Origin of the sequence: Streptomyces sp. NPDC005303, assembly GCF_040607335.1 — a bacterium.
In the GTDB taxonomy this organism is placed as follows: Bacteria; Actinomycetota; Actinomycetes; order Streptomycetales; family Streptomycetaceae; genus Streptomyces.
Map to the genome: position 1 here is coordinate 36,951 of NZ_JBEXGM010000040.1, position 25,711 is coordinate 62,661.

The 25,711-nt window shown below is 66.9% G+C and carries 31 protein-coding genes and 4 pseudogenes; 19 read left to right on the forward strand and 16 right to left on the reverse strand.

Annotated elements, in window-relative coordinates:
• Positions 1–91: 91 nt before the first annotated feature.
• Both ABZT93_RS35490 and ABZT93_RS35495 read left to right on the forward strand, forming a co-directional pair.
• On the forward strand, positions 92–694 hold the full coding sequence (locus ABZT93_RS35490) for a hypothetical protein (protein WP_356112434.1): 603 nt from the start codon (positions 92–94) through the stop codon (positions 692–694).
• Entirely contained in the window at positions 691–954 is a 264-nt protein-coding gene (locus ABZT93_RS35495) for a hypothetical protein (protein WP_356112436.1), read from the forward strand. The genes ABZT93_RS35490 and ABZT93_RS35495 overlap by 4 nt, the downstream gene beginning before the upstream one ends.
• Before the next feature lie 81 nt (positions 955–1,035).
• Here the strand turns inward: ABZT93_RS35495 and ABZT93_RS35500 are convergent, their stop codons facing one another.
• Together ABZT93_RS35500 and ABZT93_RS35505 are read right to left on the reverse strand one after the other, a co-directional pair.
• A complete protein-coding gene (locus ABZT93_RS35500; RefSeq protein ID WP_356112438.1) occupies positions 1,036–1,506 on the reverse strand; it encodes an A24 family peptidase in 471 nt (156 codons plus the stop codon).
• Positions 1,507–1,748: 242 nt separating this feature from the next.
• The gene (locus ABZT93_RS35505; RefSeq protein WP_356112440.1) at positions 1,749–2,249 is read right to left on the reverse strand and encodes a PaaI family thioesterase; all 501 of its coding nucleotides are present in this window, start codon (positions 2,247–2,249) and stop codon (positions 1,749–1,751) included.
• 93 nt (positions 2,250–2,342) lie between these two features.
• On the opposite strand from ABZT93_RS35505, the gene ABZT93_RS35510 reads away from it, so the two are divergent.
• The 3 genes from ABZT93_RS35510 to ABZT93_RS35520 all read left to right on the forward strand — a co-directional run bounded on the left by ABZT93_RS35510 (position 2,343) and on the right by ABZT93_RS35520 (position 4,735).
• Positions 2,343–2,810: a helix-turn-helix domain-containing protein gene (locus ABZT93_RS35510; protein ID WP_356112442.1), complete on the forward strand. Its 468-nt coding sequence runs from the start codon at positions 2,343–2,345 to the stop codon at positions 2,808–2,810.
• Positions 2,811–3,409: 599 nt separating this feature from the next.
• On the forward strand, positions 3,410–3,865 hold the full coding sequence (locus ABZT93_RS35515; RefSeq protein ID WP_356112444.1) for a hypothetical protein: 456 nt from the start codon (positions 3,410–3,412) through the stop codon (positions 3,863–3,865).
• 288 nt (positions 3,866–4,153) lie between these two features.
• Complete coding sequence (locus ABZT93_RS35520; RefSeq protein WP_356112445.1) at positions 4,154–4,735, forward strand: hypothetical protein; 582 nt, start codon at positions 4,154–4,156, stop codon at positions 4,733–4,735.
• Positions 4,736–5,033: 298 nt separating this feature from the next.
• Here ABZT93_RS35520 and ABZT93_RS35525 read toward each other — a convergent pair whose 3' ends face one another.
• Complete coding sequence (locus ABZT93_RS35525) at positions 5,034–5,660, reverse strand: TetR family transcriptional regulator (protein WP_356112448.1); 627 nt, start codon at positions 5,658–5,660, stop codon at positions 5,034–5,036.
• 131 nt (positions 5,661–5,791) lie between these two features.
• Here ABZT93_RS35525 and ABZT93_RS35530 point away from each other — a divergent pair, with 131 nt between their 5' ends.
• Positions 5,792–6,631: an alpha/beta hydrolase gene (locus ABZT93_RS35530; RefSeq protein ID WP_356112449.1), complete on the forward strand. Its 840-nt coding sequence runs from the start codon at positions 5,792–5,794 to the stop codon at positions 6,629–6,631.
• Positions 6,632–6,679: 48 nt separating this feature from the next.
• Here ABZT93_RS35530 and ABZT93_RS35535 read toward each other — a convergent pair whose 3' ends face one another.
• A complete protein-coding gene (locus ABZT93_RS35535; protein WP_356112452.1) occupies positions 6,680–6,805 on the reverse strand; it encodes a hypothetical protein in 126 nt (41 codons plus the stop codon).
• Between the two features lie 188 nt (positions 6,806–6,993).
• Between ABZT93_RS35535 and ABZT93_RS35540 the strand changes: the two genes are divergently transcribed.
• Together ABZT93_RS35540 and ABZT93_RS35545 are read left to right on the forward strand one after the other, a co-directional pair.
• Positions 6,994–7,632, forward strand: a complete 639-nt coding sequence (locus tag ABZT93_RS35540; RefSeq protein ID WP_356112454.1) for a flavin reductase family protein — start codon at positions 6,994–6,996, stop codon at positions 7,630–7,632.
• A gap of 81 nt (positions 7,633–7,713) precedes the next feature.
• Positions 7,714–8,655, forward strand: a pseudogene (locus ABZT93_RS35545) (transposase); the annotation flags it as partial.
• Here ABZT93_RS35545 and ABZT93_RS35550 read toward each other — a convergent pair.
• Entirely contained in the window at positions 8,643–9,011 is a 369-nt protein-coding gene (locus ABZT93_RS35550; protein WP_356112455.1) for a DUF4259 domain-containing protein, read from the reverse strand. The pseudogene ABZT93_RS35545 and the gene ABZT93_RS35550 sit on opposite strands and share 13 nt — an antisense overlap.
• A gap of 167 nt (positions 9,012–9,178) precedes the next feature.
• Between ABZT93_RS35550 and ABZT93_RS35555 the strand changes: the two genes are divergently transcribed.
• Entirely contained in the window at positions 9,179–9,634 is a 456-nt protein-coding gene (locus ABZT93_RS35555; RefSeq protein WP_356112457.1) for a hypothetical protein, read from the forward strand.
• Here the strand turns inward: ABZT93_RS35555 and ABZT93_RS35560 are convergent.
• The 7 genes and pseudogenes from ABZT93_RS35560 to ABZT93_RS35590 all read right to left on the reverse strand — a co-directional run bounded on the left by ABZT93_RS35560 (position 9,616) and on the right by ABZT93_RS35590 (position 14,831).
• On the reverse strand, positions 9,616–10,014 hold the full coding sequence (locus tag ABZT93_RS35560) for a hypothetical protein (RefSeq protein WP_356112491.1): 399 nt from the start codon (positions 10,012–10,014) through the stop codon (positions 9,616–9,618). The two genes, ABZT93_RS35555 and ABZT93_RS35560, sit on opposite strands and share 19 nt — an antisense overlap.
• A 348-nt stretch (positions 10,015–10,362) precedes the next feature.
• Positions 10,363–10,760, reverse strand: a pseudogene (locus ABZT93_RS35565) (transposase); the annotation flags it as partial.
• Positions 10,761–10,883: 123 nt separating this feature from the next.
• Complete coding sequence (locus tag ABZT93_RS35570; RefSeq protein WP_356112459.1) at positions 10,884–11,720, reverse strand: alpha/beta hydrolase; 837 nt, start codon at positions 11,718–11,720, stop codon at positions 10,884–10,886.
• Positions 11,717–12,979, reverse strand: a complete 1,263-nt coding sequence (locus tag ABZT93_RS35575; protein ID WP_356112460.1) for an IS256 family transposase — start codon at positions 12,977–12,979, stop codon at positions 11,717–11,719. The genes ABZT93_RS35570 and ABZT93_RS35575 overlap by 4 nt, the downstream gene beginning before the upstream one ends.
• A 324-nt stretch (positions 12,980–13,303) precedes the next feature.
• Positions 13,304–13,489: a hypothetical protein gene (locus tag ABZT93_RS35580; RefSeq protein WP_356112461.1), complete on the reverse strand. Its 186-nt coding sequence runs from the start codon at positions 13,487–13,489 to the stop codon at positions 13,304–13,306.
• Entirely contained in the window at positions 13,486–13,782 is a 297-nt protein-coding gene (locus ABZT93_RS35585) for a hypothetical protein (protein ID WP_356112463.1), read from the reverse strand. Before ABZT93_RS35585 ends, ABZT93_RS35580 begins: the two co-directional genes overlap by 4 nt.
• Before the next feature lie 62 nt (positions 13,783–13,844).
• Positions 13,845–14,831, reverse strand: a complete 987-nt coding sequence (locus ABZT93_RS35590; RefSeq protein ID WP_356112465.1) for a DUF1731 domain-containing protein — start codon at positions 14,829–14,831, stop codon at positions 13,845–13,847.
• A 573-nt stretch (positions 14,832–15,404) separates the two neighbouring features.
• Here ABZT93_RS35590 and ABZT93_RS35595 point away from each other — a divergent pair.
• The 3 genes from ABZT93_RS35595 (at position 15,405) to ABZT93_RS35605 (ending at position 17,940) form a co-directional block, all read left to right on the forward strand.
• A complete protein-coding gene (locus ABZT93_RS35595; protein WP_356112467.1) occupies positions 15,405–16,412 on the forward strand; it encodes a hypothetical protein in 1,008 nt (335 codons plus the stop codon).
• Positions 16,409–17,074: a hypothetical protein gene (locus ABZT93_RS35600; protein WP_356112469.1), complete on the forward strand. Its 666-nt coding sequence runs from the start codon at positions 16,409–16,411 to the stop codon at positions 17,072–17,074. Before ABZT93_RS35595 ends, ABZT93_RS35600 begins: the two co-directional genes overlap by 4 nt.
• A gap of 305 nt (positions 17,075–17,379) precedes the next feature.
• Complete coding sequence (locus ABZT93_RS35605) at positions 17,380–17,940, forward strand: hypothetical protein (RefSeq protein WP_356112471.1); 561 nt, start codon at positions 17,380–17,382, stop codon at positions 17,938–17,940.
• Here ABZT93_RS35605 and ABZT93_RS35610 read toward each other — a convergent pair.
• On the reverse strand, positions 17,829–18,521 hold the full coding sequence (locus tag ABZT93_RS35610; protein ID WP_356112473.1) for a transposase family protein: 693 nt from the start codon (positions 18,519–18,521) through the stop codon (positions 17,829–17,831). The genes ABZT93_RS35605 and ABZT93_RS35610 overlap by 112 nt on opposite strands.
• A 42-nt stretch (positions 18,522–18,563) precedes the next feature.
• Complete coding sequence (locus ABZT93_RS35615; protein ID WP_356112475.1) at positions 18,564–19,541, reverse strand: alpha/beta fold hydrolase; 978 nt, start codon at positions 19,539–19,541, stop codon at positions 18,564–18,566.
• Between the two features lie 125 nt (positions 19,542–19,666).
• Between ABZT93_RS35615 and ABZT93_RS35620 the strand changes: the two genes are divergently transcribed.
• The 4 genes and pseudogenes from ABZT93_RS35620 to ABZT93_RS35635 form a co-directional block, all read left to right on the forward strand.
• Complete coding sequence (locus ABZT93_RS35620) at positions 19,667–20,287, forward strand: TetR/AcrR family transcriptional regulator (RefSeq protein WP_356112477.1); 621 nt, start codon at positions 19,667–19,669, stop codon at positions 20,285–20,287.
• Positions 20,288–20,307: 20 nt separating this feature from the next.
• The gene (locus ABZT93_RS35625) at positions 20,308–20,433 is read left to right on the forward strand and encodes a hypothetical protein (RefSeq protein WP_356112495.1); all 126 of its coding nucleotides are present in this window, start codon (positions 20,308–20,310) and stop codon (positions 20,431–20,433) included.
• Positions 20,399–20,857 (forward strand): GNAT family N-acetyltransferase, encoded by a 459-nt coding sequence (locus tag ABZT93_RS35630; protein ID WP_356112479.1) that lies wholly within the window; start codon positions 20,399–20,401, stop codon positions 20,855–20,857. The genes ABZT93_RS35625 and ABZT93_RS35630 overlap by 35 nt, the downstream gene beginning before the upstream one ends.
• Before the next feature lie 106 nt (positions 20,858–20,963).
• A pseudogene (locus ABZT93_RS35635) lies at positions 20,964–21,157 on the forward strand (IS256 family transposase); the annotation flags it as partial.
• 175 nt (positions 21,158–21,332) lie between these two features.
• Here ABZT93_RS35635 and ABZT93_RS35640 read toward each other — a convergent pair.
• Positions 21,333–21,569, reverse strand: a pseudogene (locus ABZT93_RS35640) (transposase); the annotation flags it as partial.
• Positions 21,570–22,387: 818 nt separating this feature from the next.
• Here ABZT93_RS35640 and ABZT93_RS35645 point away from each other — a divergent pair.
• From ABZT93_RS35645 to ABZT93_RS35655, 3 genes are all read left to right on the forward strand, one after another.
• On the forward strand, positions 22,388–22,999 hold the full coding sequence (locus ABZT93_RS35645) for a peptidoglycan-binding protein (RefSeq protein ID WP_356112481.1): 612 nt from the start codon (positions 22,388–22,390) through the stop codon (positions 22,997–22,999).
• A gap of 112 nt (positions 23,000–23,111) precedes the next feature.
• A complete protein-coding gene (locus ABZT93_RS35650) occupies positions 23,112–23,273 on the forward strand; it encodes a hypothetical protein (protein ID WP_356112483.1) in 162 nt (53 codons plus the stop codon).
• On the forward strand, positions 23,270–24,061 hold the full coding sequence (locus tag ABZT93_RS35655; RefSeq protein ID WP_356112485.1) for a peptidoglycan-binding protein: 792 nt from the start codon (positions 23,270–23,272) through the stop codon (positions 24,059–24,061). Before ABZT93_RS35650 ends, ABZT93_RS35655 begins: the two co-directional genes overlap by 4 nt.
• Positions 24,062–24,378: 317 nt before the next feature.
• On the opposite strand, the gene ABZT93_RS35660 is transcribed toward ABZT93_RS35655, so the two are convergent.
• A complete protein-coding gene (locus tag ABZT93_RS35660) occupies positions 24,379–25,563 on the reverse strand; it encodes an IS701 family transposase (protein WP_356112487.1) in 1,185 nt (394 codons plus the stop codon).
• Between the last annotated feature and the right edge of the window lie 148 nt (positions 25,564–25,711).

The following is a 25,711-nucleotide window of genomic DNA, read 5'->3' on the forward strand; positions in this document are numbered from 1 at the left end:
GGCTGGCCTGCGGACCGTCCGCGCTGACGACTGGCCGAACTGGCTGCCGTTCACGGCCAACGGAGTGGTCCCCCTCGGTCCGCACAGCTTCGTGCCCGCCCTGAGAGAGGCCCAGCGAACAGCGGGGGAACGCCGCACCTTCCTGACCATTTCCGACACGGCCCGCCCTGTCCGCCCTGGCCACGTACTGGGCCAGCCTCCCCGCCGGCGCGCGCTCGCCCAGGCCCACGACGGCAAACCCATCGGCGAAGAGCTCGTCGCCTTCCTGGAAGACTCCACCCGGCACCTGGCCGGCGTGCCCACCGAGCAGCGGCAGCACACCCCCGCACTCCTGGACGCACACCTCGCCACGGTGACCGAATTCCTCGAGACCGGCCGCTACCCGCCGGCCCTCGGACTGCGCCTGCACACCCTGGCGGCCTCCCTCTCCCAGACCGTCGCCTGGCACGCCTTCGATCTGCGCCGCCACACTCACGCGAGCCAGAGCTGGATCGCGGGCCTGCACAACACGCACGCGGCTGGGGACCGTGACATGGGCGCCGGGCTCCTGGGCGACCTCGCCTACCAAGCCGCCTGGCGCCGCCACCGCACCACCGCAGCCAGCATCCTCAACTACGCCCTGACCCGCGCCCAGAATCCCGCCGCCCCACTTGCACCTGGCACGCACCCTCGCCAAACGCGGCGACCGAAGTGACCGCGGCGCCGTGCTCCGATCCCTCGCCGGCCGAACACCACCTCAACGACATCGGCACCGACCGGCCCGCCTGGTGGGCCTGGGTGTCCGAGGCCGACCTCGCCGTCGACTCCGGACAGGCCCTCCTCGACCTCGGCGACACCAGCCGCGCCCACCAGCTCATCAGCTCATCAGCGAAGGCGAACGCCTGCTCACACCCGCCCGCGACAAGACCAAGGGCGTCTTCCTCGCCTACCGCGCCGCGAGCTACCTCGACCTGAAAGAACCCGAACCCGCCGCAGCCGCCGCAACCCAGTCCCTGCTCCTGGCCCGCCGTAACGGAGCGCCCCGCTGCGCCCGCCTCATCGATGACCTTCTCCCGCGCTTTGCGCCCTACGCCCGCGTGCACGGCGTACCGGAGCTCCTCCAACTCGCCGCCGGCTAGACGGAGATCCGACTCGGCCCGCGAAGGTCACAGGGTGCGGGAACCGAAGAGGATCCCGGCGAACGCGCCAGCCAGGAGGAACGGCCCGAACGGGATCGCCGATTTGCGTCCGACCCGCCGCATGAGGATGAGGCCGCTGCCGAACACGGCACTCGAACAGGAACCCGGCGAAGGTACCGATCAGCAGGATTCCCCAGCCGCACCACCCCAGGTCGGCCCCGAGCGCAGGGGCGAGTTTCACATCGCCGAAGCCGAAGCCCCTGGCGTTGATCAGGAACAGCACGAAGCAGCAGGCGCCGAGGGTGAGAGAACCGAGCAGCGCGGTGCGCCAACTGCCGCCGACACCGGGCAACAGCGCGGCCCCTGCGAGCCCGACGATCGCGGACACCGTCAGCGGCAGCGTGACGACGTCGGGCAGCCGGTGTACCGCGAAGTCGATGGTTCTACGGCGGCGCGGCCGGCTACACCGACTACTGAACCCACAGCGTCACCGCACAGACCTCACCCTCCGCAGATCAACAGCGCCGAGGGGTGAGACACCGGGCGTAGCGGGCCGGGTCCGCACTCACCGGTCGCCGCCAAGGGCCTTCGTTGCTTTCCCCGCCCTGGAGGAGACAGGGGCCCTGCAGGTCACGCTTGAGAAGGGGGCGCGGGGAAGAGCATGCAGCTACTGGTGGCATGGGCGAGCAGACGGTCGTCCGCGTCGACCAACTGCGCCTGAGCAAGGGCGGTTTGACGGCTCTTGCTGACAACTGTGCCGATGGCGCGCACTGTGCCCGTCTCCACGGTGATCCGCCGCAGGAACTTCACCGTCAGGTCGAGCGAGGTGTACCCAGTGCCATGCGGAAGGGTGGAGTGGACGGCCGCGCCCGCCGCCGAGTCGAGCAAGGTGGCAAAGATGCCGCCGTGCACACTGCCGATCGGGTTGTAATGCTCCTCACCCGGCGTCAGAGAGAAGACCACCCTGCCAGGCTCCACCTCGTCCAGGGTGTAATCGAGCGTGTAGTTGATGGGCGGCCCGGGCAGGTCGCCTGTCCGAAGCGCGCGCAGGAAGTCGATGCCGGCCATGCGTCCGGCGGCTTCCGCCAGGGTCGCAGGATCGTCCCATTGATACGTGCGTGTGCGTCCCACGGTCCAGCGCCTCCCGGTCTGACTTTATTTAGCGAAGCTAGCTTCTTGATCAGCTGACTGTCAACGACGAAGCCAGACCTTTACCATGGCGGGATGGAGTGGCTTGAGACGAGCACGGAGAACTGCCCCGTCCAGCGCACGCTCGACGTGGTCGGAGAGAAATGGATGCTGCTGATCCTGCGTGACGCCGTCAACGGAGTCCGCCGTTTCGACGACTTCCACCGGCACATCGGACTGTCGGAGGCTGTCCTCAGCGACCGCCTGAGGAAGCTGACCTCGGTCGGCATCCTGAAGACCGTCCCCTACCAGGAGCCCGGCCACCGCTCCCGCAACGAGTACCGCCTGACCCGCAAGGGCTGGGACCTGTGGCCCGTCCTGGCAGCACTGCAGCAGTGGGGCCAGACGCACGCTCCCGACCCGGAGGGCCTCGTCCTGGACGTACGCCATACCGACTGCGACGCTATGGTCCGCGTCGTCGTCGAGTGCTCAGCAGAACACGTCGCCCTCACCCCTGGGGAAGTCATCGCCAGGCCCGGGCCTGGCGCCCGGCTCCGGTCGTGAGCCACCTGCCTGGACGCGCAAGCCAGAGGATGGCGGGGCGTCATCCGGCTCTACCTTTCATAGATCACGGGTCCCCTGCCGTTCATAGGGGTTGCGGCGCCCAACAGAGTGGAATCGAAGGCCGGAGCTCAGGTAAACGCGGGGGCTAACCGCAGCCTTCGCATGGCGATGCGGGTCCGGATGGCTGCATACCGTCGCGCCAGCCGCCAAGTCGGACGACACGGCCAGCGCCTCGCAGACAGCAACGCGCCGCCCCGGCGCAGACGGCGGCATGCCCCTCTTCCACTTCGCGCCAGTGGAGACCGGCCTGGCCATCGCGGCACCTCGCAGGCGCGGCCAGACTGGACTGTCGGCTCTCGGAGCCAGTAGTACAACCTCCCCCAGGTGATGCCGGTTCCCGCATCGAGCGCGCACGCCGGCCGCTCCCCGGCCGCTTCACGGCCGCTTCACGGGCCGGGTGAGCGCATGCGGGTACGGGAGATGCTCACCTGTCTCGCGGCGGCGCTGCCCCGCCTCAACTCCCGGCCGCCCGTCTGCTTGCCCTGCAGTGCGCCCCGCGCCCCGATGGCAACGGTTATGTCCGGCTACCCCGCGGCCTGTTGCGTGGCACGCGGCTGTGCGTCCGCAGGAAACTGTGGGAGGAACTGGAGCATGCCGGCTGGCTGCGCCGCAGGGCCGGCAGGCATCCGCACGTGGAGGCCCAACTGCTCGATGCTGCGGTCCTCGCCCAGAAAGCCGGGCAGCGGATGCGGGCCCGGGCCGCCCAGTGGGCGCTGCGTCCCGCCTCACTGGCCCCGCCGACCGGGAGGCCGCCGTCCGTGCAATTGGCCGCCGTGGCCGTGGCCTCCTGCACGTCGGGCGAGGCCGGCAGTACCGACATGGAGGTGCTCGCCCGCCTGTGCGGGTACTCCCTACCCCACCAGACCGAGGGGCTTTTTGACCGGCTGGTCACCACACGCATGCTGACTGCCTGGCAGTACTACCTCGAGACCGACGAGGTCTCCTGGCACCTTCCGGCCCCGGCCAACGCGGGCCGCACACCTGTTCCGCAGTGACCTTGCCCCCGGCCAGCCGCCGCGCCCCGCACCCGGCGGGAGAGAGCGAGACATCACTCGACAGGAACATCCGGCTCTGCTCATGCGTATATGTTTCTAGGCAGTCGTAGTCCGCAGCGGTCGCGGCATGCGAGCTGCCCCGTTGTCGCAGACGAACACATGCCGCATCCTTCGCGGACTCGGCGCCTGCTAGTTCTCACCGCCACGGCCGCGAACTGAAGAAAGGCCCATGCCATGCCTGAAAATCCGACCCCCTCAACCGAACTTACATCGCAGTACAGCGCCCAGGTGGCGAGCGACCTCGAACGCAACACCAAGGAACAGGAACGTATCGGTGCGGAGATCGAGGCGCTGCAGAAGCAGTTGGGTGCCCTGCAGCACGACCACAGTGTGCTGGTGAGCATGCAGCAGGCCCTCGGCGGCGCAAGCCTCGCCAGGCCGGACACCACGACTGCGCCGTCAGTGCCTGAGCAGGCCTCTGTCGAACCCAAGCCGACCAAGGCCAAGAAAACAGGTGCCGCAGGCGCGAAGAAGACGGCATCCAAGAAGACCGCGACCAAGAAGACCGCAGCCAAAGCCTCATCCGCGACGGCCTCCACCACAGCCGCCTCGCCGACCCTCGTCGAACTGGTCCGCACTCACGTGGAGCAGCAGAGCGAGCCGCGCTCCGCGGCAGAAATCTCCTCCGCGCTGGGGCAGGCCCATCCTGAGCGCAACATCAAGACCACCGTCGTGCGCACCACCCTCGAAGGACTCGTGGCCAAGAATCACGTTCACCGCACCAAGCAGGGCTCATCCGTGTTCTACACCAGTGCGGCCGCCCCAAAGCCCGCTGCGGTCGAGGCGCAGCCGGAGACAGCGGCCGGCTGAAGCATCCGCCAGCCGGCCATCGCACTCCTGCGTCCCGCAATGCCGCACCAGCCGTAGATGACGGCTGGCCGGTGACGTCACGGCGGATGCCCGGTAAGTCAGGTGCGGTTACCGAAGTCGTCGCGCCGCGTGATGTGCAGGTCCTACCCCATGCACAGCAGCGTACGAGGGAGCACGACCAGAGCCGCCGATCACGAAATCCGCTCAAGCACTCACGCCGCAACAGCTACTCGAAGCCGCAGCCGTCTGCATCAGGAACTGACCGTCGGATGGTTGGGCTCTCGTCGGTCGACTGTGGTCATGCCTCTGGGCTCCGTGCCGCCTGCCTGTCGCTGTTGCTGTTGCTGTTGCTGTTGCTGTGAGCCAGCGATGCGAGAATTTCCTTGCGGCAGACATCAAGGATTTCGTCCGCCAGCGGAGAACCGTCGGGACATGCCCGCGACAACATGATCGCTCCGACCGAATGGGCGAGCATGTCGATCACCATGGTGCGGGCCGCGCGCTGGTCCGCATCCCCCTGCGTTTCGCTTGGGGCCTGAAGGGCCGTCAGCAGGTTCTCGATCCCGGCTGCGAACTCTGTCTTGATGTCCACCGGCTGACGTGCGGCATCGCCGCTGAGGGCCGCGATGGTGCAGCCGTCGCTGCGTCCGTCGCGATGCTCCCGTGAGACGTAGCTCTCGACGAACTCGGCGGGGTCCACACCTTCTGCCCGTGCCGCGGTCTGCGAGAGCCCGCTTGCGGACGCTTCGGCCATCAGGCCGGCCTTGGAGCGGAAGTGCTTGTAGAACCCGCCATGGGTGAACCCGGCGGCTGCCATCAGTTCCGCCACGCCGACGCCGTCATAGCCACGCTCGCGGAACAGTCTGGAGGCTGTCGCGACGATGTGCGCACGGTTGCGCTCTGCCTGTGCCTTGGTGACCCGCACGTACAGCCACCCCTTCTACGGTCGACGCTCGACGGGCAAGCATACATAGATGTCAATCGACATCAAAGTGATTGACTTTTTAGATGACGATCGTCATCGTATTGCCCGTCCCCTCCAGAAAGGCTCAGACCATGAGTGACACGCACGTGACCGCACCGACTCAACACATCGAGGTCGACGGCGACCGATTCGCCTACCGACGCTGGGGCAAGCCCTCCGGCGTCCCGATCTTCCTCGTGCAGCACTTCCGCGGGGGAATGGACAACTGGGACCCGACGCTCACCGACGGCCTGGCTGAAGGCCGTGAGGTCATCCTGTTCAACGGCCGCGGCATCGCCTCGTCGTCCGGCACGCCGCGCAACCGGATGGAGGACATGGCCGACGACATCGCCGCGGTCATCCGGGCGCTGGGGCTGGAGCAGGTCGATCTGCTCGGCTTCTCGATCGGCGGTTACCAGGCGCAGGAGGTCACGCTGCGCCACCCCCAGCTGGTGCGCAAGCTCCTCCTGCTCGGCACCGGCCTCCGAGGCGGGGACCCGACGAGCGACCCCAAGGTGCCTGAGTACGCACTGAATCCGGTCCCCACCCTGGATGACTTCCTCTTCCTGTTCTTCGGCCGCTCGGAAGCCGCGCGCAAAGCCGGCCAGGCCTTCTGGGAGCGACGCCACCAGCGGGCCGACCAGGACCCGCCGAGCTCCCCCGCGGTCGCACAGGCGCAGTTCGAAGCGACGATCGCCTACGCGGAACCGCTGCCGGGCGAGAACCCCTACGCCTTCCTGAACGCGATCACCCAGCCGACCCTGGTCCTCAACGGCGAGAACGACGTGATGATCGCCTCGATCAACTCCTGGCATCTCGCCCAGAACATCCCCAACGCCCAGCTGCTGATCTACCCCGACGCCGGGCACGGAGCGCAGTTCCAGTACCCCGAGCGGTTCCTGAAGCACGCCCTTCAGTTCCTCGACGAGTAGCACCTGCAAGGGCACTTGGTCGGGTCTCGGGGCTGAACCGCGACCCCATTAGCCGCGGTGGACAGGCCGGAGATCGAACTGGGCGAAGGGGTCTTCCGCCGGGATGCCTGCCTGGGCGGCCGGACCGAGGTAGTGGTAGTGGTTGGCGCTGTCGAACCAGCCCACCATGTACATGCCCCTAGGAGCGTGTCCCCGTAATCGTCAACCGGCTGGGTGTCCGTGGTCGGGGTGATCGATCCGACCTGCCGGAACGCAAGGTCCGATTGCCGCCAGCAGCGTTCGCTTGCTTCAGGGAGAGTCGGTGACGGCTCGTGCACCGCACGGCGAGTCTCTCCAGCTCACATCCCGCGAAAGGCGAACGAATGCACGTGGTCCCCGGGCTCAAGGTGCTGTACTTCGGGACGCCGGTGGTGCTGATCAGCTCACGCAACGAGGACGGCACCGCGAACCTCGCGCCGATGTCCTCCGCCTGGTGGCTGGGCCAGTCCTGCATGCTCGGTCTCGGCAACAGCGGTCAGACGACCGCGAACCTGCTGCGCGAACGCGAATGCGTGCTCAACCTGCCCTCATCCGCGATGGTCGACGCCGTTGACCGGATCGCGCTCACCACCGGGACATCGGCCGTGCCGGACCACAAGGTGAAGCAGGGCTACCGATACGAGCCGGACAAGTTCTCGGCCGCGCAGCTGACCGAGCAGGCATCGGAGCTGGTTCGGGCGCCCCGGGTCGCGGAATGTCCGGTCCAGATGGAGTGCAGGGTCGTCTCGGCGCACCCCTTCGGCGGTCCCACTCCTCATGCCACCGCCTTCCAGGTCGAAGTCCTTCGCGCCCACGTCGAGGAGGATCTGATCATCCCGGGGACGCACTACGTGGACCCGCTCGGATGGGACCCGCTCATCATGAAGTTCTGCGAGTTCTTCGGCGGTGGACACAACATCCATCCGTCGAAACTCGCCGAAGGCTGGAACATGCCGCATCAGCTCCAGCCAGCGGCCCTCTGAGCTGGTACCGCGTGACGGCATCCCGCGTGCGTTTCATGGTCATTCGTGCCGGATGATATCGGTATGCGTGGTGGGGATGGGCTGTTCGAGGTCGAGCCGGTCGAGAAGAGGCAGAGGCAGCGCCGTGGGGCGGGGGTGGACAAGCGGTTTCGGGCGTTCGACCCGCACCAGGTCCTGCTGCTGCCCCCGTCGCTGGACGACTGGCTGCCCGAGAACCACCTGGCCCGGTTCGTCGCCGACCCGGTGGACGAGGTCCTGGACCTGGGACCTGTCCTGGCGGACTACACCGAGAAGCGCGGCTATCCGCCCTACGACCCCAGACTGATGCTGCGTCTATTGATCTACGGCTAGACCACCGGGGTCCGCTCCTCACGGGCGATCGAGCGCAAGTGCGCCGACGACATCGCGTTCCGGTTCCTGGCCGCCGACCAAGCCCCGGACTTCCGCTCCCATCTCCCGGTTCCGCCGCCACCTGGACGCCTTCGCCGACCTGTTCACCCAGTCGCTGCACCTGGCGACCAAGCTCGGCATGGTCAAGATGGGCCGCGTCGCACTGGACGGCACCAAGCTCAAAGCGAACGCCTCCAAGCACAAGGCGATGAGCTACGGCCGCCTGGTAGACAAGGAGGAGCGGATCGAAGCCGAGATCGCCGCCCTGGAGGCCAAGGCCCAGGCTCTGCTGGCCGACGCCGAAGCCACCGACATCGCCGAGGACCAGAGCTTCGGCACGGACGGCAAGGACACCGGTCTTCCCGCCGGGCTCGACCGGCGCGAGAAGCGCCTGGCCAGGCTGCAGGCCCCCCGCGCGCAGATCGAGGCCGAAGCCACCGACAAGGCCCGCCGCCACGCCGAGGACAAGGAGCGCCGCCGCCAGGAGCGTGCGGGCACCAGCGACAAGCAGGCCGTCACCAACGCCGGGCACAAGGCCGCCGTTAAGGCGTGCCCAAGCCCAAGCCGCAGGCCAACTTCACCGACCCTGACTCACGGATCATGAAGAACAGCGACGGCGCCTACATCCAGGCACTTGCTGCGCACCCGGGCTGTGGCAACGGAGGCGGTGGTGCGGCGGGTGATGTGCCGGCTTGCGATGGATGCGAGGACGGATCGCGCAAGCCAGTGAGATTCGGGAGGAACTCTTCCGTCCAATAGATTGGATCGGCCGGCTCACCCCCGGGGCACTGTGCCGCGACGAGCGCGCCCGCGGCTACGGCTACGGCTACCTCGGATTCGGGTGCTTCGAGGTAAGCCGCGGTGTCGATCACACGTGTGAGAGCACTGCGGACGATGCCTTCACGTTCGCCTGCGGCTACCTCATCAAGGTCACCACCAAGGTCCGCTGCGGTGTCGTTGTCGAAGGGACCGACGTCCCAAGTGCCCATGGTCTCTCCTGATCACGATGTTGACCGGGGCATCCTGACAGAGGCCACTGACAGAAGCCGTGCAGTCCAGAGCGGGGAGCCAGCCGCATGTGCCTGGTGGAGACAGATGTCACCTGGCCTCGATATCCGTCATCCGCGTCGGTTCGGCGGGCTGCCATCATGCTCAGATGGCCCACGACATAGTGATCTTCCTCGCCCCCGACGACGAGACTGCCGCTGCGACGCGCCTGCGGGGACCTGCTGAGAGCTTTGAGTCCGTGACCTGCCATTTCATTGAGCCGGACACTGCCATCGCCGAGTGGGACATGTACTTCGAGGAGCCTTCGGCCGAGGCTCCGCCTCCTGAACAGATCTATGCGTGGCGGCCGTGGCCGGAGTGGGTCACTCCACCCTTGAACGATGGCGTTGAGGTGTTCGCTCTGCCACAGCGGTTGACCCGGGCGCTGGCCAACGCGACCTCGGCCGAACTAGAAGAGTTGGCAGGCCGCTGGACCACGCGGCTCCGGTCTGAGGACGGGGACGACATGACCGACGATGATCTATTGGCGGTCCTGCAAGGAGTTGCCCGGCTTGCGGCGTCTGCGGTCGACACGGGTGGCGGCCTCTACAGCTGGAGCTTCTGAGCGTTCCTGCGCGGGGGACGCTCGTTCTTGACACCGCTGCATGCCAGGAGCTCGGTCCCGGTGGCGTCGAAGTACAGGGTGAAAAACCAAGATCGGTCTGCTGCAACGATGTTGCCGGTACGCAGTTCCTCGTCGCGGTCCCGAGCGCGGAGAATCTCAACGGCCTCGTCGAGGCCGAGGGTCGTCAGTCCGATCCTCAACGACCACCTCAGCCTTGACGCGGCGATGCCGAAGACCATCCACTGTGGCGGCCGTACGTCGAAGAGCATTACCTCGCCGCCAACGGCGAGGGCGTCGCGTGCTGCCTTGCAGGCGCTGGTCTGCTTTTTGAGCATCCCGGCGATGTCGGGCGGACTCGGGCTCTCGTCCTCAGTGGCCATGTGGCGACTGTAGAGACCGAAAGCAGGCGTTGCTGCAGGATTCGGCGTGACCTGCGCCAACACTCTGGCGTCGTGCCGTGTGGCGGACCTGGCCTGATTCTGCGTTGCTGCCCAGCTGGCCAGGAGCTGCAATCGCAGGCCGTCAACTCCTGAACGCCGCACGAGATCGGCCGACGCGGGGAGCGGAGCTGTGCTGACACCTCGGAATGCCGCTGCACGGCATGGCTCATAGGCTCGGGCCGGGAGCCCTCGTGGCCGGTCGGGAGGTAGAGGCGCGACCACAGCCGGGCTCCCGGCTCCCGCTGCGCGCCGGCCCTGGGCGCAGGGAGCTCGAACCACTCCGGGGATGCGCAGGTCGACGGCGACTTCGTCGCCGGGACGGAGCAGTCCGAGGTCTTGGCGCATCCGGGCCTGATCGGCGATGACGCGGGCGTCCTTGGCATCGGTCCTGGCCTGACCGTGGTAGCCGGCCGAGGCGCGGTGGACCGCCAGGCCGGTGAGGTGGACCATCGGCTGTCCGGGTCAAGCAGGAGCCCAATAAGCAGGGTGGCACCGCCGTGGTTGGTGTCCACCTCCCACAGCGCCTCTCCCTCGCCGGTGAGGGCGAGGACCACCCGGATGAGCTCCAGCAGCTCTGGCTCGTCATTGCCCACGCGGCGCGACAGAAGTTGTTCACCCCGGGCGTCGAGTGCCACGCAGTGGTGATGCTCCTTGCCGATGTCGCCCCCGGCCCAGACCCTGAACATGGCCGCCTCCGCCAGCTGGTTGTTCTGCGGTCCCCCGGAGACGACGAGTAATCGTCAAGACCTGTGGATCGATGGCTATCTGCGGAGTCTGACCTTGGTGTCGTTGTGACCGCGCTGGGTTTCTCAGGCGAGGCCATCGAGGAAGTCCGAGAGCACGGTGTGCAGGGCTTCAGGCTGTTCCAGGTGCAGGTCGTGGCCGGTGCCGGGGATGCTCATGGCCATGGTGGCGGGCCGCTGGCGGAGCATTTCGTCGGCTTCCTGTGCAGGGACGAAGCTGGATTGGGCCAGGACGACCAGCGTGGGACATACGACCTGTGTCCATTCGTGCCAGAAGGAACGCTGGGCGTTCTCCGCCAGCGAGCGGACCATCACGTCCCGGTCGAAACGAGGCCACCATCCGCCGTCGCGTTCTTCCAGGCCGGCTGCCCAGCCTGCTCCGACCGGTCCGCCGCCGAGGAACGCGGCTGCCGCTTCGCGTGAGGGAAACGGTGTCGGCCACGAGTCGAGCCAACTGCCGATGTCCGCGGGGACGTTCGGGTTCGGACCGCCGCAGCCGGCCTCGACGAGCACGAGCGCGCGGACGAGTCCGGGGCGCGCGGCGGCGGTGAGCATGGCTGTGTGCCCGCCCAGGGACTGGCCGACCAGGACGGGCCGCTGCAGTGCCAGCTGGTCAACAACGGCGGTGACGTCGGCGACGTAGGCGGCGCGGGAGACGTCCTGCGGGTGGCGCTCGCTGGCGCCGTGCCCGCGCTGGTCGACCGCGACGACCCGGTATCTGGAGCTCAAACTCCGTGCCAGCATGTCCCATTCACCCGCATGACCGGCCAGGCCGTGCAGCAACACGATGGGCTGCTGTCCCGGGCCGCCCCAGTCCCGGCAGGCAAGACGGACACCGTCTCGCACCAGCACGTGTTCAGACCATGCCACGTCGGCTCCCAGGGAATCGGTGGCCTTGATCATGCCGCAACCACCTCGGGACGCTCGACGAGTTTGCCGCGTTCGAAGCGGGCTCCGGCTCGGACGAGGGCGACGAGGCGGGGTGCGTTCACGGCCCGCCACCGCTGCTGGGCGGACTCGACGAGTTTGAAGACCATCGCCAGGGCGGCGGTGCGGGAGCCAGCCCCGCGGGTGACCTTTGTGCGCAGGCGGACGGTGGAGAAGGTGGACTCGATCGGGTTGGTGGTGCGCAAGTGGATCCAGTGCTCGGCGGGGAAGTCGAAGAACGCCAGCAGCTCGGCCTCGTCGTCGGTGATCTTCTTGACGGCCTTGGCGAACTTCACGCCGTAGAGCTGAGCGAACGTCTTGATCGCCGCCTGCGCGTGCAACTTGTCCTCGGCGTTGTAGATGTCCTGGATGGCCTTCTTCGCGCCGGGCTGCGCGGACTTCGGCAGGGAGTCGAGGACGTTTGCGGTTTTATGAACCCAGCACCTTTGCTCGCGGGTTTCCGGGAACACCTCGGCCAGCGCCTTCCAGAAGCCCAGGGCACCGTCCCCGACCGCGAGCACGGGAGCGCGCATGCCCCGGCGGGCACAGTCGCGCATCAAGTCGGCCCAGGACTCGCCCGACTCGCGGTAGCCGTCCTTGAGCGCGACCAGTTCCTTGGAACCGTCGGCGCGGACCCCGACCAGGACCAGGACCAGGACACAGGCTTTGGCCTCCTCCAGGCGGACGTTGAGGTGGATGCCGTCGGCCCACACGTACACGTAGTCGACCTCCGCGAGGTCGCGGTCCATGAACGCGGCGTGGTCGGCCTGCCACTGCTGGGTGAGCCGGGTGACCGTGGCCGGGGAGAGCCCGGCCGAGCTGCCCAGGAACTGCTCCAGGGCGGGCACGGAGTCGCCGGAGGACAGGCCGTGCAGGTAGAGCAGCGGCAGCACCTCGCTGATCTTCGGGGACTTGCGGCACCACGGCGGCAGGATCGCCGAGGAGAACCGTCTGCGCTCGCCGGTCGCCTCATCGACACGCTTGTCGTTCACCCGCGGCGCCTTCACCTCGACCGCCGCGGCCGCCGTGGTCACCGTGCGCGGCTGGTGGTAGCCATTGCGCACGACTAGGCGATGGCCTGTGACGTCTCGCTGATCGGCCAACTCGGCTATATAGGCGTTGACTTCGGCCTCCAGCGCGGCGGCCAGCATCCGCCGTGCGCCCTCACGGACGATCTCGTCGATTAGGGAGGAGCCGTCGGCGGTGGTGCCGTCGGCCTTCAGTACGCTGAGCACGAGCGTGCCTTCCCGACCCGCGCGGCAACGCGGGCCCTACTCGATACCAGTCAATCGATCACTCGGGAAGGTACGCCCTTCGCGTGTGCCCTCCCGAGCCGATCCACAGGTAATGAGCATTGCTCCCGGACGGCCTCACCAGCGTTGTCCTACACAGCGATCATGTCGTATATCTCAATGAGCGGTTGTGACCTCACAGACTCCGAGCGGCCAAGTCTTTCAGCCACCAGACGGCGACAAGCTGGCTGCCGTACCCGGAGTCCTCGCGCTTCACCGATCCTACGAATGACCGACGTGAGCCCGCGCCAGAACCGTAGGACAAGCTCAACGGCCGTCGCACGGGTCGTCGCCCGCAGACATCGGCTTGGTGTCAGCCGCCATGCAGGAGGAGTACACCCGCGGGGGTGTGGGCTGCGGCTCCGGTTCCATCGCGGCGTTCACAGCGATGATCGCCACGGCACCGACGCAGATCAGCCCCGCCATCGTGGCGAGCCCGGTACGGCGGCTCACCGGTCGCCGCTGAAGTGGTCGAGGATTTCATCGCTGCAGTCGTCCGCGCCAACCCGGGTCCGCGTGAAGGCCAGCACGCCGTCGTCGTCGTCGTTGCCTTCCACCTTGGCCTTGGCCAGCTGCGTCTCGATGTCCGCGATGTACTCGGCGCACTCGGCACTGACAGGCTTCTCGGGCTGCGGGTCAGGCGCCGGGGAGGCGTTCAGTGCGGCGGTGGCGGCGATACCGGCCGCACACAGCACCGCCCATGCGCCAACCCACGTGCGGCGGCTCATCCGTAACGGCTTGGGCATCTTGGCATCCTACGAGTGATCTTGTTCGGGAGAACCGGCTCTGGTCCACTTCTTGTGGCCGTCTACACAGCGTGGCTGCTCGATTCACGGGCCCGTCTCGATGCCGCACGAACCAGCCTAGCCCGCTGTACGAGAGACGTAGCGGCCCTCTCCCACTCGGAATACGCGAAGGCGAACCCGGCAGCACGAAGCCGACCCGGCACCACCCGTCGGCTCTTGAGCAGCAGCTCCGTGTCCGAGCGCAGCGCGAACGCTCCCAACTCGGCCATCCAGCGCGTCGCCAGCAGGCCCAGCGGGACACCCCAGGCCGTCCGCAGCGCCCGCATGAAGTCACGGTGCGGGAGGGGGCCGGGCGAGGCAAGGTTGACCGGCCCCTCGATGTCGTCCCGGGCGATCAGGAACTCCACCGCTCGCACGAAGTCCTCGTCATGGATCCAGGAGACATACTGCGCGCCGCCGGCCACTGGACCGCCCAGCCCGAGTCGCGCGAGTCGCGACAATACGTCGAACACACCGCCCCGGTCCGGGCTCATGACCATCGCCGAGCGCAACGCCACCTTGTGGGTGGCGGGAGTCGGCGCCTCTGTCTGCGCCCGCTCCCAGTTCTTCGCGATCTCGACGCTGTACGCCCAGTAGTCCGGCACCCCGACCTCCGAGCCTCCGATCACCCCGGCCGCCTCGTCGTGTGCCGCGTCGAAGCGGTGGGCGTAGACCGTCGCCGTACTCATCTGCAGCCAAACACGCGGTGGCCGCGCGGCGGCGGCGATCGCCTCGCCGACCACCCGCGCCGAATCCACCCGGGAGTCCATCATGGCTTGCAGGTTCTCGGCGGTGTAACGGCAGGACACGCTGCGCCCAGCCAAGTTGATCACGACATCGCAGCCGTCGATTGCCGCGGCCCAGCGGCCGAGCGTGGCCCCGTCCCATCCGATGTCGTGTGTCCGTACGGGACGTCGGGTCACTACCGTGACCTCGTGGCCGGCCGCCGTCAGTGCACGGTCCAGGATCGTGCCCACCTGTCCGGTTCCCCCGGGCAGCACTACCTTCATCGAACCCCCTCGGCTTCGCTCGGCACAGCGTACCCCTCCTTTTTGAACGTGTTCAATACAGGAGTCTGCTGTACGTCAGGGCGAGGCAGCTCATCCAGCTGCATCCGTGCGTCGTTCACAGCGGAGCGCAGTCGGCCACACCAACCTTGAGCCGGACAATTTTCGAGCAACCTCAACCGCCATCACGCCCGGATCAACAGTCACACTGCGTACGTGATCACAAAGAGTGGATCAGCAGTGTTTGATTGCGAGATGCGATTTCCCGTGAGCCCGCGTATGCCTTGCCGTTGGACACTCGGGAGTGACGCTCTGTCAGGTCATTGGCTGTCTCCGCCGTAGCTGGCCGTGGTCGGTGACGGTGTTGGTCATGCCGACCGGTGGCCGAGCCTGTCTCTGTGTGCAGACTGACCAGCGCTTCCAACGATTGAATCGGACGACACCCGACACCCAACCGCCACCGCTCAACCCGGTGAACCTATGGCGGTCAGAGCACCAGCTGTCCCGCACCTACCCTGTTCGGGCGTCCACCGCCCCAAATCCTGAGCAGACTGATCTGCGCGTTAGCCTCAGCGGATGATTCCTGAGCCGCCACCGAAGGTCATCACGCGTCACCGCGACGGGCGGATCCACGCCTACGCCGTGGGCGCCGGCGTCTACGGGACGCTGGAGCCCGCAGCGGTGTTCCAGGTTCGGGACGGCGACGAGGTCGTAGCGTCGGTGGTCCGGCAGGATCTGGAGCGGGTCGTGTACACGACGCTGAACGGAGTCGTCTGCCTCACGCGTGCCGGCGACCTCATGTGGGCCTCGGACTTCGAGCCGTACTCTGACGTACGCCATGGCCACCAGCCTGGCTGTGCGCTGTCTCTGGACGGCCGGACGGTGTGGGTCTACCGGCCGGCCGCGATGGCGGGACGCGGGGGCGGGGACCAGTGGGTCGTGCACGACGCCGATAGTGGTGTGGTCCTCGCTCGTCGGGAGCTGGAGACGGTCGGGCACGGTGCCTTCCACTACGTGCATCCCGTGGACGGCAGCGTCTACCTCGACATCGGTGAGGGCCAGGACGGCTCCGTCATTCTCCGGGGCACGGGAGGGCCGGACGGAGAGCCGGAGTTCGTGGCGTATCCGTGGTCGGACCGCTGCCTGATCGACCTGGCGCCGTCAGGGCAGCAGTTCATGACTGTAGACCACGGGCAGGCGGACGTTGCCTTCCACGATCACCCCGACGGGGGTGTGCTCTTCACCCTCCCCGTCGAAGCCTTTGGGTACGACCCGGAGGATTCCTTCGTGGAATGGAGCGGGGGCTACCTGACCGAGGACACGGCCATCGTCACCCTGGGTGGTGAGAGTCAGGACGAGGAGGAGTGGTTCCGCTACTACCTGGTCGACGTACGCACGGGCACGCTCAGCGGCGAAATCACCGTCGAGGTGAGCAACCCATACGAGCTGGTGCCCCTGGGAGACGGTTCCTGGCTCACCGGCGGCTCTGGCGGCGACCCCGTCCGTTGGTCCCGCGCTCCGCAGCCGTCCGCACCGCCGCGCCCGGCCGAATCAACCTTTCCCTGCGAAAGGCAGAAGCAGTGACGGCGGACACCCGAGTGCCACTGATCCCTCAGGCGCCCGAAGGCCTGAGCCGACGAGCTCGCTACTTCGTCGAGGGGCACGGGCTGCGTGTTCCCCGCCGCGACCTCACGCTCTGTCGGGAGGTATGGCTCCAACACGGGATACCACCTGCCGAGATCGACCGGGCCGTGGCCTTCCAAGAGTGCTGGGGGGGCATCGCTCTGCCCCCTGCCCCCGAATACGAGGGCGGCCCGCGGGTTCTGGAAGCCGATGTACCCGAAGGCTCGGCCGTGGACGGATGGCGGTTCTCGGCCGGCGACTGTCGTGTCTCGATGGCCCACGGGTTCATGATCGGGCCGGGAGGCGAGTTCGGCATCGACGCCGACCACTGGACACCCCTGCACGCCAGCACAGAAGGGTGGGTGGAAGCCCTGGCTCTGGCCAACCATGCGGGTTACTGGGCCAAAACGATCACGAAGATCAAGGGTGGCGCCGTTGAGGAGCTGGACCTCGACGGATTTCAACCGGTACCTGAAGTTCAGGGACTTGCTGACACCTGGTGGCGGGGCAAGGACTCACTGATCGCCGTCTACCGCGGCGAAGCCTCGGGCTTTGACGCTCCCCACAGCCTCAGGGCCCATATCTACGGCGGACTCGATGCGTGGGGCCTGGGAGGCACGTGACTCCCGAAGGCCAAGCTCGTCGGTCCCGCCGCTGAGCGCTCTGCTTGGCCCTGTAGCCGTCGGTCCCGCCGCTGAGCGCTCTGCTTGGCCCTGTAGCGGTCTACCTGGCCGCCTGAGCGTTCCAGGTGGCCCGTAGCACGACAGAAGCCCATCTGACCTGCGTTGAGTCTTTGCCGAGGGCGGGGGCCCGCCCAGCACAAGGCAGTGTCCTGCGACGATGTCCGGGCTGGATGGTTGGCACGCACGTCGGCAAGCGCGCGATCGAAGCCCGTCGCGCTACGGGCTGACGAAAGAAACGGGTTGGAATGCAAACGCTGGTGGAGGGGGCTGTCGCGGAGGCACTGCGCGACAGCGGCGGCGAGGTGATCCGTCTGTACGTAGCCGCCTGCGCCGAGCGCATGGCGCCGCTGTTCATAGGGCTGCGGGCGGGGGTGCCAGGGCGGGAGGCCGACCTGGACTTTTGCGTGCGGTCGGTACGCGATCTCTGGCATACCGGCCAGCCGCTGGCCGACGCTGCTGAGCGAGTAAGCATGCTGGAGTGGTTCCCCGAACTTCAGCCGAGCGAGGAGGGGATCACCGATGTCGCTGACACCTACGCCTTCTTCGGCGCCCTCGCCTTGCGGTATGCCCTGTTGGCCAACGGCACCGGAGATGCCCGTGACGCGGTGGCCTGTGGCCACGCGGCGCTCACGGCGATGGGGATGCTGGACCAGAACCTCGCGGGCGCCGGCTTCAGTGCCGAGGAGCAGCGGCTTCAGTCCCGCTCGGCGACCGGCGACGCCGCAGGTCTTTGGGAGGCCAGCGTGACAGCGGGACGGGAGCGGTTCCGGGCCGTGCTGGGTCGTACCGGGGACGGCGGAGTCTGAGCGCCGTAGTTGACGGCACGGGCCAAGTAGGCGGTTGTGATCGCGCTTCCGTGATGGCTACGGCTGGAGGAGTATCCGGGCTCTGAGCAGGGTGAAGGAGGCTCGGCCGTACATTTGGCGCTTGATCGGGCCGGCACGGGCGGGGCGACCAGCTGACTCAGCAGAGCAGTCCGTCGGCCCGGGAGCCGCAGCTTCGCGCACAGACGTTGGCCCGGACGCCCACCCAGTTCCATCGCCACCGCCCTCAGCGCCGACCGTGCCGCCGGTGAAGAACGGCGACGTGATTCGGTCAGGGCCGCCACCTGTTCCACGGACGTCCGGAGTGGGCACTGGATCTGATCGCAGAAGAACCGACGCACGTGCAGACGGACGATCAACCCTCGCCCTCCGACGGGCAGTTCGGATATTTGACGCCAATATCGGCTGCGAACACGCGTGGCTGGATGCGTGCACTGCGGACAGTTGCCCGGCGGCTCGCATCCCGCCGCGTCGACCACCAAGTTGCCATCGACAGTCGTGAGCTGCCGCACCATGAGGTTCGGGCCCGGCAGAAGAAGGTCTTTGAGCGTCTCCACTCGCATGACGCAGGGATTCCCTGGTGGAACGGTCCTGCAGTCCGGGCGCTACCGGCCCAGGCTCTGGCCGGTCCACCCCTCGGCACTGTCCTGGCCGGTCGGCGTGGGCGTTTGTCGGTCGACGGAGGCCATGAAGTTCAGCATCCTGCGGTTGATCTCCTCCGCGTGGTCAATCTGCGGCCCATGGCCCGTGCTGGAGATGATCTCGGCTCGGGCACCGGGGATCAGACGCGGCACACGCTCCGCCTGCCGCTGCGGGTGCACGAGGAGGCTTCGCTTGCCGAGCACCAGGTAAAGCGGAGTCCGGATGGTGGACAGCTCCTGCTCGGGTAGGGGAAGCGGCGACGGGCGGCGTATGCGGTAGGCGCGAACCGCCGTTCTGACCATCGCGCGTAGTTCCGGCACGACGAGGACCGGCTGTTCGAGCCAGGCCGCCAATCGCGGGCGGAGCATCTTCGGCGCGAAGGTCGCGAAGAGGCTGGCGAAGATCCAGACGAAGAAGCGCAGTCCCACTTTCTCCAAGCCGCCAGGGTCGAGCAAGGTGACCGAGGCGAGGCGACCCGGCCTGCGGTGCGCCTGGTTCAGGGCAAGCCAGCCACCGTAGGAGGAGCCGACGAGGTGGACACGGTCGAGTCCGAGCTCGGCGAGCGTCTCATCCAGCCACTGCGCCGCGTGTTCGGGCTGGTGGATGGGTTCGCGCTGCACGCTGCGGCCGGGATCACCCGGAGTGTCGATCGCGTAGACCGGGCGGTCCGCGCTGAGGGCGGGGGTGTTCGGGTACCACATGGCGGAGCAGGAGCCCGCCCCGTGCACCAGGACGACGGCGGTGCGGGATCGGGCGGCCTCGTTCGCGGGGCCGTAGCGGTAGACGTGCGTGGTACCGAAGGACGTCTCCACGTCCTCTTGCGCCAGTGCGGACGCTCCCAGTGCGTAGACCGCATCGCAGGCCGTGAAATGGCGCTCCCGCCAGGCATCACTCACGTAGCGGCCGACATCGGCCCGGGTACGGGCAGCGGTATCGGTCATGGTCACCTCCAGTGTCCCGACTTTGTGATACGAACGTACCACGATATTGGTACACCTGTATCATCAAAAAGATCCACGGAAACCACATCAGGAACGACGAGCTCGACGAGCGGAGAAACCGTCCGATGCCCAAGCGGGTGGACCACACAGAACGGCGCACCGAGATCGCCGAGGCGCTCATCCGGATCGCCGATCGACGCGGGCTGCATGCCGTGGGGATGCGTGATGTGGCAGCGGAGGCGGGCGTATCACTGCGCCTGGTGCAGTACTACTTCCAGACCAAGGAGAAGTTGCTGCTCTTCGGGCTCGAGCACCTGGCGGCGAGATTCGGGGAGCGGGTCTCCGCCCGCGTACGGGCCGGCGGAGACAGCCCTGGTCCGCGCGCGATGGTCGAGGCACTTCTGATGGCAGCGCTGCCGACGGACGACGAGAGCCGCACCTTCCACCACCTCTACACGTCCTACGCAGTTCTGGCCATGACTGACCGGGCACTCGCAGCCCAGCCCTTCATCAAGAGCCCTGATGCCGCCGAAGACGCGCTGACCGAACTCCTCCGGCAGGCACAAGAAGCGGCCCTGCTTGAGTCCGGTGTGGACGCACGGTTGGAGGCAGCCAGCCTGCTTGCCATGTCTGCGGGACTTGGCACAAGCATCCTCGTCGGCCAGCGCAGCCCGGGGTCTGCGACCGCAGTGCTGAACCACCACCTGAACCGGATCTTCCGCACCGGCGAGGCGGTCGCCACATGACTGAACGGAGCCCAGCAGCCGTGGAGTTGCAGACCGACCGGCTGTTGCTGAGCCGCCCGACCACAGCCGATGTCGACGCGATCTTCACCGTTCACCGCGATCCTGAGACCTGTGCCCACAACCCGTCCTGCACTCGCCCGGATTGAGGAAGCAGAGGCGCTCTACCGCCGTTGGGACGCCCAGTGGCAGCAGTACGGATACGGGTACTGGGTTGTCCGGCGCCACGGCTCCGCTCAGCAGCTCGGATTCTGCGGAATCAAGCCCATGGAACTGCACGGGGCCCCGGTCCTGAACCTCTTCTACCGTTTCGCCACCTCAGCCTGGGGCCAAGGTTTCGCTGGTGAAGCCGCAGCCGCGGTTGCCGCCTGGGTATCCCGTAACCTGCCCGGCCTCCCGCTGATCGCCCGCGTTCGACCAGCGAACGTTGCTTCTCAGCGCGTGGCGATACGCGCCGGGCTCAACCGAGCACAGCATCTCGACACCGAGGGATACGACGGCTTCGACTGGATCTACATTGCCCAACCGGCGAACGGGGTCCCAAACGGAGGGACTGTAAGACGTTCGGTGTAACTCCCGATCATGGAATGCATCGATGACCAGTGAGAACGTGACCGATCCCAAGTCTGTCGAGTCGGCAGGGGCGCCTAGGCCTGGCGGGAAGGGGACGCGCCGCGGCTTGCCCAGCGCGAGGCGCACCGTGTCCGCGAAGGTCGTGGACGACCAGTTGATCGACGAGCTGGTGAACCGGGCCAGGCCAAGCGGCTGCAGCTGACCGGCGAGGGCGGGCTGCTGTAGCAACTGACAAAGCGGCTGCTGGAGTCCGCCCCGGAGGGCGAGATCACCGACCACCTCGGCTATGACAAGCACGATTGGGGCCAGCGGGAACGGCGGCAACTCCCGCAACGGCGAACGTGTTGGGTCAGGGAGCCAACAATGGTGAAACGCTCCGGGAACGACCATGGCGGCCACGACGGATCAGTCGCCCGGCCACTCGATCGCCTCCCGGGTCGGCCTCACTCGTCCGCCCTAGGTTCTGTCTCTTTGGTTAGCGCCGTGCCCAGATGAGGATGGCTGCGAGGTGGAGTGCGGCCTGGTAGGTGATGGCGAGTCTGTCGGTTCGTGTGGCCAGGCCACGCCACTGTTCAAGGCGGTTGATGCACCGCTCGACGGTGTTGCGCTGCTTGTAGGCATCCGCATCGAAGCCGGGAGGGCGCGCACCTCGGCGGCCCCGGCGCAGACGGTGGCCGATCTGGTCCGACGGCTGCGGGATGACCGCGCGGATCTGCTCCACCGGGCAGACCGACGTCGTCGGACTCTCCTGGGGCGGCGGCGCGGCGTTCCGGTAAGCCGCGACCGGCACCAGGTCGGTCGACTCGGTGTTCGTCTTTTACGACGTCGGTCCACCCGCCGTGACCCAGGGCTGCCACCGCACCGAAGGACTCACCGACTAACCGGTCGGCAGGACCGCGATCCCCGTCCAAGGCTTCTGCCGCGAGACCGACACCCGGGTGATGAACAGTCCGGCGGCCACCACTGCGGCGATGTCCACCGTCGGCAAGTACTACGACCCCGCCGCCGCCTACGGGACCGACCGGTGGCAGGTCATGGCTGGGACCAGCCTGGCGGGCCAACGCTGTCTGGGCGGCACTGCCCTGACCCCACCGAGTTTCCGCAGGAAACTGCCCGGCCTCACTCGGAGTACCTTTCTCTCTGCGGGGAGTCGTGAGATCGGCCGTCGGATTCGACCACTACATCAACAGCATCTCACCGCCTATTGTGCGCGAGCTCGCTTCCACCCTGTTTGCCCGACCCTCGACATCGTCATATAGTGGAAGTAAGTGATCTTTCACGCCTCACAAAGCCGCCTCGCCTCACGAAGGGCGGCCAAGAGGATCCGCGATCTCCCATGTGAATACGTGTCAATCAGGGGAAGCTCGCAGCGGGATTTCATCCCTCACCCGCAGGAACAGTTGTCACATTCCGTCAGTTCCTCCTTCCAGTCGGGAAATCCGGCCGGTTTACGGTCCCTCGACCCGACGCCTTGATGCGCCATGTAGGCCTGGCTTCTGATCAACAAGTAAGAGGGGCGTCGAAATGAGAATGAGTCTGACCGAGCTGCGCGCCCTCGCCACACAGGCAGGGTTCACCGGCGCTGACATCAAAATCGCGGCGGCCGTCGCCATGGCAGAGTCCAAGGGCGATCCGAACATCGTCGGAGACCGGGATCTGATCGACCACAAGTGGGGGCCGTCCATTGGCCTCTTCCAGATACGCACCCTCAAGCACCCAGGGCAGTTCTCCCCACCGGACAGCCTCAGGGTTGAGGCAAAGCTCAAGGACCCGCTCTACAACGCCAAAACGGCAAAGGCCATCAAGCACGCACACAACTGGAACCAATGGTCCACGTTCGTGAGCGGGGCCTACAAGCAGTACATGGATGGCGGGCCCACCGGCCCCAGCCACTTCGAGCCCTTCCCTGGTGCGTCGTTCTTCCACACCGGACGGAAATCGCCGATCATCGCCGCAATGCACCATCGGCTCGTCACCGAAGGCTGCAACCAATACCAGTCGAACGCCAACGCCGACGTATGGGGCCCGGGCGATGTGAAGTCCTACGCCGCCTGGCAGCGAAAGCTCCACTTCAAAGGTGACGACGCCAACGGCACCCCCGGCAGAGGCAGTTGGGACAAGCTTCACGTCCCCAACGTCTAAAGGCCGCGGCCGTCCCGATGACGGGTTGACGACACCTCGACTGGTGACGCGAGGCTTCATGATCCTGAGTACCAACGACGACACAAAGTTGTGGAACTGAAAGGACGGCGTCATGCCCGAGAAGAACTTCGACGACGAGGACTTGAAGGCGGCTCTCGAGAAGACAGACACCGGCGATGGACCCGGCACCGACAACCTCGACGACCTTCCGGAAAGCGACTTCGTCGCCTTCGCCGAGGGCGGCGTCGAGAACGACTCGGAGGACCCCAAGTGACCGCCACTATTGCTTACGACCGAACCGTCTCGAACCTCATCGCCGAACTGAATGCGACGGGCCACGTCACCCACGAGGCCTACAAGAAGACGTCAGTCACCCTGCACCACAACGCCGGCCGGTTCTCGCACCAGGGTATGGTCAATCTCTGGAAGAAGCGTCGGGCTTCTGCCCACTTCGACGTGGACGCCGCCGGTGCCGTCGCTCAGTACGTCAAGGTGAACGAGTACGCCTGGGCCGTCGGCGACACTGCCGGCAACCAGAGCACGATCAGCATCGAAATGGCCAACGCGACGCTCGCGCCCGGCTGGTCGGTCGCCGATGTCACCTGGAAGAGCGCCGCACGTCTGGCTGGCTGGCTGTTCGCCAAGGTGATCGGCAAACGCCCCAGTAGAAGCAACCTTTTCTACCACCACCACTGGTCCTCGACCGAATGCGCCGGACCGCACATGGAGAAGATCTACGACAAGGTCCTCGCGGAGACTCAGGAGGCGTATGACCACTTCAAGGATTCACACCACCCCGTCCCCGGGTCGCATACCGAGCCGTTCCCTGGTGCGTCGTTCTTCCACACCGGACGGAAATCGCCGATCATCGCCGCAATGCACCATCGGCTCGTCACCGAAGGCTGCAACCAATACCAGTCGAACGCCAACGCCGACGTATGGGGCCCGGGCGATGTGAAGTCCTACGCCGCCTGGCAGCGAAAGCTCCACTTCAAAGGTGCCGATGCCAACGGCATCCCTGGCAAGGCCAGTTGGGACAAGCTGCACGTCCCCAACGTCTGACCGTCCTGGCTTGATGGCTTTATCGAGCAGGAGTGCACTGAGCCACCAGACCGCCGATCAAGAGCTCATCGCACCTCGCCGCCAACCATGCACGAGGTCGTCAGAGACGACCGCGGGTGGCGTAGCGCTGCGATGGACGAAGTCCTGGCATGTCTAGTACTGCAACGGTCTTTGCGGTGACCGCTGGCCAGTTCAGGGGCCGTGTCCGCGTCGTTTGTAGTGGCTGATGCGGGCTTGGTGCTGGCGTCGTCGGCGCCAGGTCGATCAGTGCAGGATGTGGTCGGCCGGGGTGGGGCGGCGGTTGGTGAGGCGGGTGATCAGGCGTCGGATTTTCGGCGAGCTGAGGTGGATGAGCGGGGAGGATCCGTTTCTGCTTTGTCGGTGTCGAGCTGGCGGGCCCGCAGGATGGTGAGGCAGGCGTCGGCGGCCATGGCCAGGGTCATGTGGCGGTGCCAGCCGGGGTAGCGGCGGACCTGGTAGTCGTCCAGGCCGCATTCCTGTTTCGCGGTCTGGAAGCATTCCTCGACCGCCCAGCGGCTGCCCGCGATACGGATCAGCTCGTCCAGCGTCGTGTCGGCGGGACAGTAGGCGATGTAGTAGGAGATCTCCTGGGGCCTGCTGACACTGCGTCGGGCGAGAACCCAGTGCCGGCGGTCCTCGCGGTGCCAGGGCCGCACCTCGACGCGGGCCCAGTCGTGGATCCGCCGGCCATGAGCTCCCGCGCCGCAGGAACGGCGCCTCCACTTCTGCCGCGGCAGCCCGGGAAACAGCTCGTGCACCGGGCGGTCGATGGACCAGCGGGTGACAACCGTGTCGTGCCTCGTGGTCGCCATGACATGGAAGACATCGGCCTGCTCGAGCTCGTAGCGCCAGCCCTTGCTGTAGCCGTAGGCAGCATCGGCCGTCACCCATCCGAAGGGGATCTCGTCGGCGATGGCCTTGCGGACCATCGCCTTGGCCATTGCCACCTTCGTGGCGAAGCGGACCGTGTCGTCGATGCCCGCCCGCCGGCTGCGCTCGCGGTCGTCCGTCCAGGAGGTGGGCAGATACAGCCGCCGATCGATGAGCGTGCGTCCACGGCCGGTGGCGTAGGCGAGGAACACCCCGATCTGGCAGTTCTCGGTGCGGCCGGCGGTACCGGAATACTGCCTTTGCACGCCGGCCGAACGGACGCCCTTCTTCAGGAAGCCGGTGTCATCGACGATCAGGACAGCCTCGCTGTCTCCGAGACGTTCCACGACGTAGTCGCGGACGTCGTCCAGGACCTCGTCGGCGTCCCACTCAATCCGGTTCAACAGCCGGCGAATGCAATCGGGACCCGCATGCCCGGCCTCCTCCGCCAGCGTCCAGCCGTTCTTCCGCTCCAGCGGCGCAACCAGCCCCCGCATATAAGCCAGCGCCGACTGACGCGGCTCCTCCCGGTTGAACCGGTGCACGAACCGTTCATGCAGCACATCCAGTTCGCCCGCCCACAACCTCACTTCAGCAAGGTCCCCACCCATAACCACACCAACGACCGAACTGGCCAGCAGTCACGGCAAACACCGTTGCAGTACTAGGTCGTGTCCGCAAAGTGGTTGGTGCGTTGGTCTGTTTGTGGTGCGTCGTCATGAGCTGACCGATGAATCGTGGGCGGTGATCGAGCCGTTG